12 protein-coding genes are annotated in these 14,351 nt (G+C 57.8%); 8 read left to right on the top strand and 4 right to left on the bottom strand.

Annotated elements, in window-relative coordinates; all coding sequences use genetic code 11:
• Positions 1–33: 33 nt before the first annotated feature.
• Entirely contained in the window at positions 34–2,322 is a 2,289-nt protein-coding gene (locus QQL78_RS09885; protein ID WP_284372981.1) for a hypothetical protein, read from the bottom strand.
• Positions 2,323–2,457: 135 nt separating this feature from the next.
• On the opposite strand from QQL78_RS09885, the gene QQL78_RS09880 reads away from it, so the two are divergent.
• On the top strand, positions 2,458–3,156 hold the full coding sequence (locus tag QQL78_RS09880) for a thiamine diphosphokinase (RefSeq protein WP_284372979.1): 699 nt from the start codon (positions 2,458–2,460) through the stop codon (positions 3,154–3,156).
• Here QQL78_RS09880 and QQL78_RS09875 read toward each other — a convergent pair.
• Complete coding sequence (locus QQL78_RS09875; RefSeq protein ID WP_284375525.1) at positions 3,089–4,015, bottom strand: DMT family transporter; 927 nt, start codon at positions 4,013–4,015, stop codon at positions 3,089–3,091. The genes QQL78_RS09880 and QQL78_RS09875 overlap by 68 nt on opposite strands.
• Positions 4,016–4,389: 374 nt before the next feature.
• Positions 4,390–5,793 (bottom strand): diguanylate cyclase, encoded by a 1,404-nt coding sequence (locus QQL78_RS09870; protein ID WP_284372977.1) that lies wholly within the window; start codon positions 5,791–5,793, stop codon positions 4,390–4,392.
• Positions 5,794–5,898: 105 nt separating this feature from the next.
• Between QQL78_RS09870 and QQL78_RS09865 the strand changes: the two genes are divergently transcribed.
• The 6 genes from QQL78_RS09865 to QQL78_RS09840 all read left to right on the top strand — a co-directional run bounded on the left by QQL78_RS09865 (position 5,899) and on the right by QQL78_RS09840 (position 11,689).
• Positions 5,899–6,183: a DUF3572 domain-containing protein gene (locus tag QQL78_RS09865; protein ID WP_284372975.1), complete on the top strand. Its 285-nt coding sequence runs from the start codon at positions 5,899–5,901 to the stop codon at positions 6,181–6,183.
• Entirely contained in the window at positions 6,180–6,908 is a 729-nt protein-coding gene (locus QQL78_RS09860) for an HAD family hydrolase (protein WP_284372973.1), read from the top strand. The genes QQL78_RS09865 and QQL78_RS09860 overlap by 4 nt, the downstream gene beginning before the upstream one ends.
• Positions 6,909–7,003: 95 nt before the next feature.
• Positions 7,004–8,566 carry a trimethylamine methyltransferase family protein gene (locus tag QQL78_RS09855; RefSeq protein WP_284372972.1) on the top strand — a complete coding sequence of 521 codons (1,563 nt, stop codon included), beginning with the start codon at positions 7,004–7,006 and terminating at the stop codon, positions 8,564–8,566.
• Positions 8,567–8,679: 113 nt separating this feature from the next.
• Positions 8,680–9,270 (top strand): heme NO-binding domain-containing protein, encoded by a 591-nt coding sequence (locus QQL78_RS09850; RefSeq protein ID WP_284372970.1) that lies wholly within the window; start codon positions 8,680–8,682, stop codon positions 9,268–9,270.
• Positions 9,267–10,301 carry a GGDEF domain-containing protein gene (locus QQL78_RS09845; RefSeq protein ID WP_284372968.1) on the top strand — a complete coding sequence of 345 codons (1,035 nt, stop codon included), beginning with the start codon at positions 9,267–9,269 and terminating at the stop codon, positions 10,299–10,301. The genes QQL78_RS09850 and QQL78_RS09845 overlap by 4 nt, the downstream gene beginning before the upstream one ends.
• 344 nt (positions 10,302–10,645) lie before the next feature.
• On the top strand, positions 10,646–11,689 hold the full coding sequence (locus tag QQL78_RS09840; RefSeq protein ID WP_284372966.1) for a glycosyltransferase family 2 protein: 1,044 nt from the start codon (positions 10,646–10,648) through the stop codon (positions 11,687–11,689).
• Here QQL78_RS09840 and QQL78_RS09835 read toward each other — a convergent pair whose 3' ends face one another.
• The gene (locus tag QQL78_RS09835; protein WP_284372964.1) at positions 11,690–12,436 is read right to left on the bottom strand and encodes a WecB/TagA/CpsF family glycosyltransferase; all 747 of its coding nucleotides are present in this window, start codon (positions 12,434–12,436) and stop codon (positions 11,690–11,692) included.
• A 195-nt stretch (positions 12,437–12,631) separates the two neighbouring features.
• Here QQL78_RS09835 and QQL78_RS09830 point away from each other — a divergent pair, with 195 nt between their 5' ends.
• Complete coding sequence (locus tag QQL78_RS09830) at positions 12,632–14,089, top strand: hypothetical protein (protein ID WP_284372962.1); 1,458 nt, start codon at positions 12,632–12,634, stop codon at positions 14,087–14,089.
• Positions 14,090–14,351 lie beyond the last annotated feature (262 nt).

Here is a 14,351-nt window from a genome sequence, read left to right as displayed (position 1 = left end):
ACCCCAGTACTCGTTACACAACGTTGACTTGTGTTATCCGGCGGCCCGCTCATCCGGGCGATAGCCGATATCATCGGAAACCGTAAACCGGCCGCCTTTGATTTTCTCGATCTTGCCAGCCCGCAGCAGCTGACCGAAAGAACGCAAGCCCTCTTCGCGGCTGAAGCCTTCGGGAACGCCGGCCTGACGTACCTTTGTCATCAATTGCGGGCGCGAGAACTGATCGCGGCCTTCGACAAAGGACATATAGGCGGCTGCCGCTTCCAGAAGCTGAGGCAGGGTCGATGCCCCCATCTCTGCGGCAAAATCGGTAAAGCTTTCGCCATCCGCGGCTGGCAGTACCTCTTCGGCGGCTGCGGCAATGCGGCGGGGGCGCACGGGGCCTGCGTTCGCAGCGGTTTTTTGAACATCGATACGCTGTTCGGCTACCAGTTTCAGCGGTGCCGGACGGGATTCGCCGGGGCGTTCGGTGCGTGCTGTGGTGCTGGTCGGGCGGCGCGGACGCACCACTTCCGCCAGATCCTCGCGGTAAGCCCCGTCACCTTCCGCATCCTGACCTTTGCCACCCATGGCCACATCGGCCTTTTTGGCGGCGACGGCGGCACGCAGATGGGCAAAGGCATCGCGGCGGGTCGCGCTGCCGGGCTCGTCCATTTGATGATCGGTTTCGGCCAGCAGGCGGTTCACATCTGTTTCAGTGGTTTCATCGATTGCAGGCAGGGAGTGGCGTGCGGCCTCTGAACGGCGCAGCGGTGCCTCAGCGGGCGTATCCTCTTGGTCAGAAATGTTATTTTCTTGTTCCAACTCGGCCAGCTCGCGGGCCAGTTCGGCGGCGTCCTCTTCGGAGAGGGTGCTTTCTTTCTTGCCGCGCGAGGGGGCAAGGTCGTCAAGTTTTGGAGCCGCCGGGGCTTTTGCCTCTTCCGTCGAGGTTTCCTCCGCGTCATCGCCGTATTCTTCAAGGTCACCCTTATCAATTGCGGCTTCAAGATCGGCGCGTTTGACCTTGATCACCCGAGCACGGGGGGCCGGTTTGACGGCTTCTGCCGCTTCTCCTGTCTCGTTTTCATCCGCAGCAGTTGCCGGATTCGCCTGTGGCTCAGAACCCTCAGCCGGTGCCGCTGTCGCGGGTGTCTCTGCGTGCAACCCTGCTTCGCTGTCGAACAGATTGCTGACGGTATCTTCTACACTTGCCTCTTCGGATGTGTCTTCCACATCGGCCAAAGACAGATCCTCAAGAGGTTCGGAAACCTTCGCTGTGACATCTGCCGCCTTGACACCTGCGGTGTTCTTCAACCGGCTAAGGATCGCGCTGACGTCGTCCTCTTCAGACGCATCCTCAGCGGTGGCTGTTTCTGCCTCTGCAATGATCGCATCATCGGCGTCCAGCGCCTCTTCGATGTCGGCGCGGGCATCTGCGATTACATCATCCGCCGAGGGGCCATTGGCGGGTTCCGCCTCTGCATGTTCGTCCTCAAGGTAGTCATCTTCTTCATCGTCTTCCTCATGCTGCGCAACAACCGCGCGAATGCGCTGCAGTTTGGCGGCGATGCTGTCCGGGGCCGGGGCCTTTGCCGGGGCAACGTCTTCTGCTTCGACCGCAGTGATCTGCGGCGCGGCGGGGGCGTTGTCGGCTTCGATTTCATCCTCTTCCATTGGCAGATGCGCGACCTTGTTGCTTTCAGCAAAGAAGGCCTCGACCTCGGAGTCGGGCTGACCGGGGACGATATCATTTTCGTCTTCGATGAATTCCGGCTCTGCGGCGGCGCTTGCTTCTGCGGCAACTGCTACTTTGTCCTCTTCGGCCTGCGGCGCATCCGCGTCGGCTTCCGACGTGTCGTCTGGTGCCGCCAATGTTTCGGCAACGGTGGTGGGGGCGAGCGGCGCAGGTTCCTCAACGGTGACGGCCTGAGGAGCTTCCGGTTCTGGCATCACCACATCGGAGGCGGCTGTGCTCACCTCAACAGCGGGGGTTTTCGCCGGGGTCGCGGCCACGGGTTCGACCTCAGCGGGTGCGTTGGACGGCTCGGATGTGATCGCGGCAGCAGCAAGCGGTGCAGCGGCGGCTTGATCTTCGATGGCGCTGAGGACAATTTTGCCATCTTGCTCACGGGCCTGAACCCGGCGCGACACTTCTTTCTGTGCGATGCGTGCCAGCATATCAGCGTCGGGCTGTGGCGGCTCTGCACCGAAATACCGGTCATCGGCGGCAAGATCTCTAAAATACTCTGCAATAGCCTTCATCGTGCCGAAGGAATCGTCAAATCCCTCCAGCGTGCACGAAAATGTGCCATAGGAGACCGTAAGAATTTTGTTATTATTCATCATCGGATGCTCGTCCTCTGCGGTTTTCTAATTTACCGTTTACCACGATATCCAAGACCAAAGCGGCCCGAATCTGTGCCCTGCACCGTATCATTTCGTGGCGAGAATGTGATGAGTTTCCGAAAAGGCGGGTAATTGCCAAGTTTTGACCCCATTGTTCACAGTTCTAACCCCGTTACCTTGGTTGGTGGGGGGGAGGCTACGCCGCAGGACCTAGCAGAAGCGTTAACGCTGGCCCCTGTTTGTGTCGCTGTGGATGGCGGCGCGGCATTGGCCCTGCAGGCGGGGGCAGAGCTGGCGGCGGTGATTGGCGACTTTGATTCCCTGAGACAAGAAGATCTGGCGCGCATCCCTGCGGATCGGTGCCACCGCATCGCGGAGCAAGACAGCACCGATTTCGAGAAAGCACTAAGCCGGGTTGCGGCACCGGTTGTTGTCGGGGTCGGGTTTCTGGGGGGACGGGTGGATCACCAGCTGGCCGCCTTCCACACGCTTGCCGCCTGTCGCGCGCAGCCCTGTGTTTTGTTGGGGCAAGATGAGGTGGTGTGTCTGGCCCCCCCCAAGGTGTGCTTGCCGACACAGGCGGGTGACACCGTTTCCCTGTTTCCGCTTGGGCCGGTAGCGGGGCGCAGTGCGGGGTTGGAATGGCCCATTCAAGGGTTGGAGTTTGGCCCTTTGACGCGCATCGGAACTTCAAACCGGGCCAAGGGGCCGATGATTCTGGAGATGCAGACCCCGGCGATGCTGCTGATCCTGCCGCGCCGACTTATGCCGGCGCTTGTATCAGCTCTTGCGCAGCCAGAGTGCGCGCGATGGAACGCTCGCGTAGAATAACGTAAAGCCCCGCGATGATGGTGATCGCAATCCCGACACAGGCCAGCACATTGGGAAATTCACCAAAGATCAGCAGGCCAAGCAATGTCGCAAAGGGAATTTCCAGATATTGCATGGGCGCAAGTGTTGCGGACGGGGCAAAGCGCAGGGACCAAGTCATCAACAAATGTGCAATGGTGCCCAAAACCCCCAACCCTAGAAGCAAATTCCACTGTCTAATGGTTGGGCTGGTAATTTCAAGTGCGGGGATTTCCCAAAGGCTGCCCAGGGCCAGAAAGGGGATCATGATCACGATTGCCATCACGCCGCTGACAGCCTGAAGGCTGATCGGGTCGGTCTTTTTTGCGATTTGGCGGGTGATCAGCATGAAGACTGCGAAATTCGCCGCAACTGCGACCGGCAGCAAGGCGGGCCAACCGACGGTGACGAAACTGGGCTGGACAACGAACAGCGTACCGATAAATCCGACCAGACAGGCGATCATCCGCCGCGCGCCAACTTCCTCTTTTAGAACAAATCTGCCAAGGATCAGCATGAAGAAGGGCATGACAAATGCGATGGCAACCGCATCTGCCAGAGGCAGATAGGTGAGTGCCGTGAACATGGTCGCAATGCCTGTGATGTGCAGGACTGTCCGGGCCAGCACCAGCCAGAAAACCTGCCCCTGAACGCGCCAGACGCGACCGGAAACCCAAACCAAGGGGAGTAGAATGGCCACCTGCAACGCAAAACGGATCATCACAACCTGCCCAAGCGGGACAGATGTACCAAGGGTTTTTGCAATCGCATCAGCCAAAGGCGCAAGCAGGCAAAACCCGAGCATTAAGGAGATGCCGATGATGGGCCGGTCTTGGATCATGAAAGAAGCGTAGATAAATCGCCTCACGCTTGCAACCTTTGGTTGATATCGGCTGGAAACGCAAGAATTTAACGTCGTGCATAGGGCAGGGCAGCAGAAGGAAACACATCTATCTATATGTTCGTGTTTGTTTTTTGTCGACGACTGCTCTCCCAGCGTGGCGGCAGGTCCTTGCCAAAGCATGTGTTTTTGTCGATCTGGTGTCTCGGTCAGCATTGCGACGATAGGGAAAAGAGCGGTCTGATGCTTCCAAGAACCGGGTTCAGGGTACCAGGTCCCCTGAATCGCGTAGTGTTGCGCTTCAGGGGAACATTTCTGCGTGTAGGTAGAAATGTTTACTGGAGAGATTTGGGGCTGGCAGGTGATCTTGCGGTTCAGGCTGCGGGACGGCCCAGATTGACCTGATTTCGGCCCCGGCCTTTGGCGGCATATAGCGCACTGTCCGCTTCCTCCAGAAGGCTTAGACCGTTTTCCTGCTGAACTTCCTCGGGGCGGGAACGGCTGCCGCCAATGGCCATACCGATGCTGACGGTTACAGAGATTGCGGCGGCACTGCCCGGTACAACAAACGGTTTGGCCGAGATATCACCGCAAATGCGCAGGGCGGCCTTCTGCGATTCTGCCAAATCGGTGGCCGGCATGATCATTAGAAATTCCTCCCCGCCTATCCGCGCAACCATATCGGAACTGCGTAACGAACCGCGCAGCCGATTGGCCACTTCGACCAGCACCGCATCGCCGGAACTGTGTCCGTAGGCATCGTTAATCTGTTTGAAATGGTCCAGATCCGCCACCATGACGGCAAAAGTCCGGCCTGTCTTGCGGGCGTGATCAGAAATACGTTCAAGATGGGGCATGGCGTAGCGGCGGTTGTAAAGCCCGGTCAGGGGATCAAACACCGCTGCTTGTAGTCCGGTGCGCACACTGGCGCGCAATTGTTCGCCCATCCGTTTGCGGCGCATCACCGCCTTGATCCGCAGCGCCAATTCGGCAGCGTCAAAGCCATAGGTCATCAAATCATCCGCACCCAGATCAAGCGCATGCGCCCCCAATCCGGCGTCCGGTGTGGTTTGCAGCACGATAACCCCCGTGTGGTGGGCACTTGCATTGGCCCGCAGGGTCGAGATCAGGCGCAGGTCCTCCATCGCCGCGTTGCAATCTTTCGGCAGGACCAGCACGAATACATCTGGCAGGGCGTCAATGGTGATCTCCCGCATCAATGTGGCCGTACTGGACAGGACCAGTTTGGCGCGCAAGACAGGGCGCAGGTGCGCAGCGAACTTCTGTAATTGCGGGGTGTCCGAACCCACCAGAACACAGCGGCATTGTTCCTCAAATTCCACTTCGGGTTCCGCCAGTCCAAGGGCGCGGCAGGTGTCCTCGCGCATGCGCCATTCGGCGGTGGTGTTATGGGCGCGGATCAGGCTGCGCACACGCCCCAACAGCAGCGTTTCATCAACCGGTTGCGACAGAACATCATGCACACCGGCCTCCAGCGCAGTCATGCGCTCCGCGGCGTCTTCCTGCTGGCCAATGGCGATGACCGGAATATGGTCGGTTGATACATGGGTCGCCAGCGCGCGTCGCAGGGCGGCGGCCCCACCGTCGGGCAGCGCAAATGCACAAATCACCAGATCAGGCAGATCCGAGCGCACAGCCTTGACTGCCTCGACCATGCCTGTGGCATAGCTAACGTCATAAAAGGCTTTTCTCAGTTTGACCTTAAGAACGATCCGGTTAGTCGCAATCGCATCGACAATGAGGATTTTACCCTGCACGCATATCGCCTTCCCTCGTAAAAAGAGTTTCACATTTCATGGCGCAGTCTTTGCGGCTATTGGTTAACAAAGCGTTTCCATAAGTCTTAAAAACGGAATGACATGATGCAAAAAGCGCAAGACTCCGCCGAAACCCTTGCCCTGCAGGTATTGGGCTGGTTGGTGGGGGATGAAGACCTGATGCCGGTGTTTCAGGGCAGCACAGGGGTGTCAGAGGCAGACATCCGCGCCCGTGCGGATGATCCTTTGTTCCTTGGGGCGGTGCTGGATTTTCTGATGATGGATGATGCTTGGGTGATCCGGTTTTGTGACGCACACACAATACCTTACGAGAGAATTATGCAGGCACGTGCGGCATTGCCGGGCGGGGAACAGGTGAATTGGACATGACAAGAACTACAGCGGCAAACATCACCGGGATCGTGTTTGACAAAGACGGCACATTATTTGATTTCGCGGCCACTTGGGCAGCATGGGCAAGTGCATTTTTGATGCGGCTTTCGAACGGGGATGCGGTCAAGGCGGCCGAGATCGGCGAAGTCATCGGATTTGACATGCAGCAAAAGACCTTCGCCCCAACCAGTCTGGTTATCGCCAGCACCGCAGGCGAAGTAGGCGCGGCCCTGCATCCCTTCTGTCAGCATCTGACGATTGAAGAACTGATGACCGAATTGAACGATGAGGCGGAACTGGCCCCACAAACGCAAGCCGCGCCGCTGGAACCCTTGTTGCGCGGCTTTCGTGCGCGCGGTCTGCGTCTTGGCGTGGCGACCAATGATGCAGAAAAGCCGGCGCGGGCCCATCTGGCACAGGCAGGCATCGGTGATTTGTTTGATTTCATTGCAGGTTATGATTCGGGACATGGCGGTAAACCGGCACCGGGACAGCTTTTGGCCTTTGCTGCGGAATGCGGGCTTGATCCGGCGCAGGTACTGATGGTGGGGGATAGTACCCATGATCTGCACGCGGGACGGGCGGCAGGGATGATACCGGTTGGCGTGCTGACGGGGCTTGCCTCGCACGCGGATCTGGCACCTTTTGCTGATGTTGTCTTGCCCGATGTCGGTCATCTGCCTCAATGGCTTGATCGCAACGCGCTTCCCGGTAGCGTATGAGGGGCGGCGCTCAAAAACGACAGATATCGTCGCGAACGGAAAGGCCGCGGCTGCGGCCTTAAGGCCTTCTGAGATCAGTTTCAGGAGGACGCGATATGACCGATGGACCCAGCAAACGCAGGACCAGGGGCGGCGGACGGGCCGGGGCCAAGGACCGGCGCGGCACCTCTGTTATCGAGCAAATGCCATGGAGCCCGCCGATCAACATCGACCGGCCTGTCGAACCATTGGGCCCGGAAGGTGTTGCCGCGATCCACGACGGCGCGATGCGGATTCTGGAAGAGATCGGCATCGAGTTCCTGAACGCCGAGGCGCTAGAGATCTTGCGCAGGGCGGGATGCACCATCAATGGCGAAAACGTCCGCATGGGGCGCGACTTTGTCATGGAGTGGATTGGCAAGGCTCCGTCCGAATTTACCCTGACCCCGCGCAACCCGGAGCGCAAAATCACCGTTGGGGGCAAGAACCTGTTGTTTGGCAATGTGTCTTCGCCGCCGAACTATTGGGATATGGCGATTGGCAGAAAGGTGGCGGGCACCCGTGATCAATGCCGGGATCTGCTGAAACTGACGCAATATTTCAACTGTATCCATTTTGCCGGTGGGTATCCGGTGGAACCCTGCGACGTCCATGCCTCCGTACGCCATCTGGATGTGCTCTATGACAAGCTGACCCTGACCGACAAGGTGATGCACGCCTATTCGCTGGGCGCGGAACGGGTCGAGGATGTGATGGAGATGGTGCGCATCGCCGGTGGGTTGACCCACGAGGAATTCGACGCCACGCCGCATATGTACACCAACATCAACTCCACCTCGCCGTTGAAACATGATTTTCCGATGATGGATGGCTGGATGCGGATGGCGCGGCGCGGGCAGGGGCTGGTGGTGACACCCTTTACCCTGGCCGGGGCGATGGCACCGGTCACCATGTCGGGTGCTGTGGCGCAATCGCTGGCAGAGGCGCTCTGCGCGGTGGTGCTGGCGCAGATCATCCGCCCCGGCTGTCCGGTGGCGATTGGCACCTTTACCTCTAACGTTGATATGAAATCTGGTGCACCGGCCTTTGGCACGCCGGAATATATGCGGGCCACTCAAATGACCGGTCAGATGGCGCGGTTCTATGACCTGCCGCTGCGCTCTTCGGGGGTATGTGCAGCGAATGTGCCGGACGGGCAGGCGATGTGGGAAACCTCGAATTCGCTATGGGCGGCGGTGCAATCGGGCACCAATATGGTTTATCACGCAGCGGGCTGGCTGGAGGGCGGGCTGATCGCAAGCCCTGAAAAGTTCATCATGGATTGCGAGGTGCTGCAACAGATCCAGCGCTATATGCAGCCGGAGATTTGCGCAACGGGACCGGATGAAATTGCATTGGACGCGATCAAATCGGTCGGCAATCAGGGCCATTTCTTTGGCATCCAGCACACCCAAGACCGCTACACCACGGCGTTTTATCAGCCTTTCCTGTCGGATTGGCGCAATTATGAGGGCTGGGAAGTGGCGGGCGGGGTCTGGACGGCAGAACGGGCGCATCACATGTTCAAGGAGATTGTCACCAGTTTTGAGGCACCGGAAATGGATATTGCGATCCGTGATGAGCTGGCTGATTTTGTGGCGCGGCGTAAATCCGAAGGCGGCGCACCGACTGATTTCTGATCCATGGCCGTACATATCTATACCGGCCGGGAAATCGCTAAAATCAGCTATATTGGCTAATTGTTAACTCCGCTTGGTCTAGAACTCCCTGGGGTATGAGGGAGCAGATGACCATGCACGGACTGATAAACCGCAGCATTCAACAATATGTCAGCCATACCTATGGCAGACCGATCTGGGAACAGATCACCACCAATGCCGGGCTGGATTTTTCCGACTTTGAGGGCATGCTGCGCTATGCGCGGTCTTATACGCCTGACCTGCTTCAATCTGCAGAAGAGGTGTTGGGCCGTCCGCGCGGTGATATCATGGAAGACATCGGTGCCTTTCTGGTCTGCCACCCCGGTTTTGAGGCGGTGCGCCGGTTATTGCGGTTTGGCGGCGTCGATTTTGTCGATTTCATGCATTCGCTGGATGATCTGGATGACCGGGTGCGGCTTGCGGTGCCTGACCTGATCCTGCCCAAGGTCGAATTGCAGGTCTGTGCCGACGGGCATTTCAGTCTGATTTGTGATGCTTCGATCAAAGGGTATGGCCATGTGATGATGGGGGTATTGCGGGCGATGGCCGATGACTATGGCGCTTTGGCCCTGCTGGAGCACTCCCAGGGCAGGGCTGCAGGAACAGAGATGGTCTCGATCACATTGGTCGAAAATGATTTTGCCGAAGGCCGCGCCTTTAGCCTTGCGGCGGGTGTCCCATGAGCTCTGCCAAAGAGGTATCAGCGCTGGATGTTCTTTGTCCGATGCATCTGATCCTTGGTCCTTCGGGCCATATTTTGCATGCTGGGCCGACCCTGTGCAAAATGCGCAAAGGGCAGGGGCTGAGCGGGCAACGCTTTCTTGAAGTCTTTGAGGTGAAACGTCCCCGCGCATTGAATTGCATGGCGGATCTGATGTCGGATGAGCCGCAGAAACTGCGGCTGAAACTGCGTGCAGCCCCCCATACCGCGTTTAAAGGTGTGCTGGTGCCTGCAAAGGAGGGCGATGGTACGATGATCGTCAATCTGAGTTTTGGCATCTCCATTCTGGATGGGGTGCGGGATTTCGCCCTGACCAATGCCGACTTTGCAGCGACCGATCTGGCCATTGAAATGCTCTACCTGATCGAAGCCAAGACCGCGGCAATGGAGGCATCTTATAATCTGAATTCGAAATTGCAGGGGGCCAAGATTGCCGCGGAGGAACAGGCCTATACCGACACGCTTACCGGGCTGAAGAACCGCCGCGCGTTGGATACGGTGCTGACGCGGTTGTTGAGCGCCAGCAACTCTTTTGCGGTGATGCATATTGATCTGGATTATTTCAAGACGGTGAATGACACGTTGGGCCATGCCGCGGGTGATCATGTGCTGCAACATGTGGCGCGTATCATGGTGGATGAAACCCGCAGTCGTGATCTTGTCGCGCGGGTGGGGGGGGATGAGTTTACGCTTGTCCTGCCCGAAGTGCGTGACGAAGGCACCCTGCGCCGCGTGGGCCGGCGGATCATCGAACGGCTGGAGGTGCCGATCCCTTACGATGGTACGGATTGCAGGATTTCTGCCAGCATCGGCACCGTCTGGATTCAACCCGGCGAAAGCCCATCCATGGAAGACCTTTTGTCCAATGCGGATGTCGCACTTTATGCATCCAAACATGCAGGCAGAGCGACGCAAACACTTTATACACCTGACCTGCGCGATGCCGCGAACGCCATCGGGGCACCTGCGGCCCGTGCGCCCAGACCGGCATAGGGCTTTGGGCCCTTGCACATCGGGCCATGCTGCGCGGTACTCCTGGCCTGATGAGAGAGGTATAATTCAGGTCCAGTGTGAGCTAAATCGCCGTGGCTGTATCATTTGGCGGGTAGTGAATCGCCTTATATTTCCCCGAATTGCCTTGAACTGAAATTCAGCTGGGGGAGTACGGGGTTTGTCGCTTCATGCATCCTACGCCATGTCGCTAAAACAATCCTGCCTCACCCGACCGGGCCGTCCGCCTTTGCAACATGGGACGCAAATGCCCAACTTAAACGGAAAGAACAGCGCATCATCGTGCGGGAGTGGACCGCGGGTGCCGGCTGGCTTATCAGACCTTTATGAAAAGTCCTGCCCATATCCTGCGCCGCCTGTGGCAGCGTGCCGCCGAACGCCGCCGCATCGCTCGGTTCAACAAGGCGCTGCGCCATCTGCACGGGCCGAAGACACCGGAAATTCCGGCCGATGAGGTGCTGGCCATCGTGCTGGTGCGCAATGGCAACTACTATATGGATGCATTTTTCGACTATTACCGCGCGCTGGGTATCAAACATTTTGCCTTTATCGACAATGGTTCTACAGATGACACCATTGAACGGTTGCGCCGTGAGCCGGGGGTGATCCTTGATCAATGCGCCTTGCCGCTGGCGGGCTACGAAGACCTGCTGCGCGCCTATCCGGCCCAGACCTATGGGCAGAACCGCTGGTGTCTTTATATCGACATGGACGAAGTGTTCGATTTTGAAGGGCGCGCGCGGATCGGCCTGACAGGGCTTGTCAGCTACCTTGAAGGGCAGGGCGCAACGGCGATGGTCGCGCAAATGCTGGAAATGTTTCCCAAGGCACCGCTTAGTGCTGTTGCGGATTTCAGCTATGCCCATGCGCTGGATGAATTTACCTATTTCGACATCAGCCGTCTGGATCGCTTTGACTATCACAGCGTCGAGATTCCCTTTGCCGCGCTGCTGGAGGGAAACACCATTTCAAATGCGTCGCTTCAATTCATGTTTGGCGGGGTACGGGGTAAGGCGTTTGGCGAAAACTGCTGTCTGACCAAACATCCGCTGGTTTTTAACGGACCAGAGGTTGCACCAGGGCTGCATCCGCATTTGTCAGCCGGGGTGCGCTGCGCGGATATTACCGGCGTGATCAAACACTATAAGTTTGCCGGTGACATGGCGGCACGGGATGCGGCTTCCTTGCTTTCGGGCGATCTGGCACATGGGGAGGATGCGGCGCGGACTGCCGTGCTGTCACAAACCCCTGATGTCACATTGTTTTCGCTGGAAGCGCGGCGCTGGAACCGGGTGGAGCTGTTGATCCGTGCAGGGTTTGCCCTTGGGTCGGATCAATACACGGCCTATCTGGAACAACATCACTCCTGACTAGCGTTCCCGCAGCGCCTGCATCATCAATCCCGGCAGGATGGCAAAACATTTGGCATAGCGCGGCACCATGCGCATGGGGCTTTGCAATGCCCGCCACAGCCATTCCAGCGCCAGAATTCGCATGATTTTGGGCGCGCGTACCTGATGGCCTGACAGGAAATCCAGCCCGGCCCCGATAGAGGCAAAGCCAACCGTCGGTGCCCGTTCACGTCCCCGCGCGGCAAAGAGTTCCTGTTTGGGCGCACCAAGGGCGATGAAACACAGGCCTGCCCCGCTGGCCGTCAGGTCATCGAATATCGCATCCGCCTGTTTCCCCGCCGGATCAAACCCATAGGGCGGGGCATGGGTGTAGCTGATGCGCAGCCCCGCCACCTTTTCCTTCAGTGCTGCCGCTGCACCTGCGAGTGCATCATCGGAACTGCCAACCAAGGCAATCGGCACTGACAGTTCGGCACAAAGCGCGCAGAGCGGCAGGATCATGTCCGACCCCGGCATCAATTCCAGCTTCTGCTTTGCCATGGCGGCGAGCCAGACCACAGGCCGACCGTCCGCCACCACCAGATCATGGGCACGATAGGCGGCCAGAAAATCGGGATCGACCGGCAATTTGGTCAGGTGATCAAGGTTCAGCGTGGCCAACGCAAAACCTTCTCCGGCGTTTAGTCGATCCCGGACGGCCTGAAACAATGCCTGTTTCGTGGGGGTATTGACCGCGACCTGATGGGGAATGCTGCCAAATTTCAAAACGCAAAGAACCGTGGTGTTGTTGCCGATAGGCCGCAGCCGAAAGCGGGAAATTTAAATTTGTTGAAGCTATTCAATGTCTTGGCGTCCTGTGCTTGGCGATCGTCTCAATCTGTTGCCGAACCTAGCGGGATGACAGCCCCCGCGCCAAGTGCTAATTTACACTTCACCAAGGAGCAAAAGACAAAACCAATCATGGGAAACGGACTTGCATATTTGATGCTGGCCATCTGGCCAGTGGTCTGCCTTGTGCTGTTTCGCACCCAAAAGGTTGAGCGCGCGCTGATCTGGTCGATTCTTGGCGGCTATCTTTTCCTGCCCCCATTGACGGAGTTTGACCTGCCGCTGGTGCCCAGCATGGATAAGGTGTCGATCCCAAACCTGTCGGTTCTGTTGATCATGCTGTTTGTGGTGCGCCACAAGGTCCGGTTCTTGCCCGACTCGCGACTTGCTCAGATTTTGGTGGTTGGGTTGATACTCTGTGCGGTGCCAACGGTGTTGACCAACACAGATCCAATTGTTTTTCAGGTGTTGAGCGGCGCAGATCCGATTGTGTTTGAGGTGGATGCGCTTCCGGGACAGTCGCTGCGCGATGTGGGGTCGGTGCTGATTGCGCAGGTGTTGACCGTGGTGCCGTTCCTGCTGGCCCGGCAATTCCTGTCGTCAGAGGATGGTTTGCGCGAAATCCTCTTGGCGCTGATGGTTGGAACCTTGATCTATTCTATCCCTTCGCTGATCGAGATCCGGCTTAGCCCGCAGATCAACGTCTGGACCTATGGGTTTTTCCAGCATTCCTTTGCCCAAACCATGCGGGCGGGGGGGTTCCGGCCCATTGTTTTCCTGCCGCACGGCCTGTGGCTTGCCCTGTTTGTGTGCATGGGGCTGTTGGCAACGGCGGCTCTGTTTCGCAACGCCCCGGAAGTGCAGCGGCGGCAATTGCTGTTCGCGATGGGTTATATCGCGATACTCTTGGTCTTGTGTAAAAGTCTGGCTTCCTTTGCCTATGGTCTGGTGCTGACACCTGCTGTGCTGTTCCTGCCATCGCGTTGGCAGATCAGGATTGCCGCGCTTTTTGCATTTGTTGCTGTGACCTACCCGATGTTGCGCAATTTCCATCTGATCCCGCTTGATGCGATTCTGGCACAGGCAGAGGCGATCAGTACAGATCGGGCGCATTCGCTGGGCTATCGGTTCTTTAACGAAGAGCAACTGCTGGAACGTGCTGCTGAAAAGCCGGTCTTTGGCTGGGGGGGCTGGGGGCGCAGCCTGATCCGGGATGCAGAAACCGGTGAGATTATTTCGATCCCGGACGGGCGTTGGATCATCATTTTCGGCACCTTCGGCTGGGTTGGATATCTTTGCGAATTCGGCCTTTTGGCGCTGCCGCTGATTATGATGTGGCGTTATGTGCGCAAATTCGGGGAGGCCACGCTTTCTCCCTATATCGCGCCGCTTTGTCTGATCCTTGGCATTACGATGATGGACATGTTGCTGAATGCGACGCTTACCCCGCTGACCTGGCTGACTGCCGGTGCCATTCTGGGCTATGCGGAGAAACGCAAACCAAGGCAGGCACGCAAACCCAGGTTCGCCCTCAGTGGTGCCCTGATGCAGGGGGATGCCCCCATCGAAGGCAAACGCACCGTACTTTAAGGCGGGAAATGGGTGGGCTGGCCACTGTCGAAAAGGGCCGATTGTTGCCCTGTTGGCAAAAATCCCGGCGGATTGCGTGAATTGTTGTGATATTCCCCTGCATATTACCCGCGAGAGTGTCGTAAGATGCCCGCAATGCAGCGTGGATTGCGAAAAATGGCATAAAAATGCCTGAATTGCGCGATAGAGAATGCGGGTATTTCTTAGGTAACCCATGGGGCCCAGAATCGGATTATTTCGATGGCGGGGTAAATTGCGAACG

Source organism: Sulfitobacter pacificus, assembly GCF_030159975.1.
Lineage (GTDB): Bacteria > Pseudomonadota > Alphaproteobacteria > Rhodobacterales > Rhodobacteraceae > Sulfitobacter > Sulfitobacter pacificus.
This window is presented reverse-complemented; position numbering and strand designations above follow the sequence as displayed.

Bases quoted from the DNA above. Each gene is read 5' to 3' on its own strand.
- QQL78_RS09885 (WP_284372981.1), bottom strand. From the start codon at position 2,322: ATGAATAATAACAAAATTCTTACGGTCTCCTATGGCACATTTTCGTGC.
- QQL78_RS09875 (WP_284375525.1), bottom strand. From the start codon at position 4,015: ATGATCCAAGACCGGCCCATCATCGGCATCTCCTTAATGCTCGGGTTT.
- QQL78_RS09865 (WP_284372975.1), top strand. From the start codon at position 5,899: ATGCAAAAAGCGCAAGACTCCGCCGAAACCCTTGCCCTGCAGGTATTG.
- QQL78_RS09860 (WP_284372973.1), top strand. From the start codon at position 6,180: ATGACAAGAACTACAGCGGCAAACATCACCGGGATCGTGTTTGACAAA.
- QQL78_RS09855 (WP_284372972.1), top strand. From the start codon at position 7,004: ATGACCGATGGACCCAGCAAACGCAGGACCAGGGGCGGCGGACGGGCC.
- QQL78_RS09850 (WP_284372970.1), top strand. From the start codon at position 8,680: ATGCACGGACTGATAAACCGCAGCATTCAACAATATGTCAGCCATACC.
- QQL78_RS09845 (WP_284372968.1), top strand. From the start codon at position 9,267: ATGAGCTCTGCCAAAGAGGTATCAGCGCTGGATGTTCTTTGTCCGATG.
- QQL78_RS09840 (WP_284372966.1), top strand. From the start codon at position 10,646: ATGAAAAGTCCTGCCCATATCCTGCGCCGCCTGTGGCAGCGTGCCGCC.
- QQL78_RS09830 (WP_284372962.1), top strand. From the start codon at position 12,632: ATGGGAAACGGACTTGCATATTTGATGCTGGCCATCTGGCCAGTGGTC.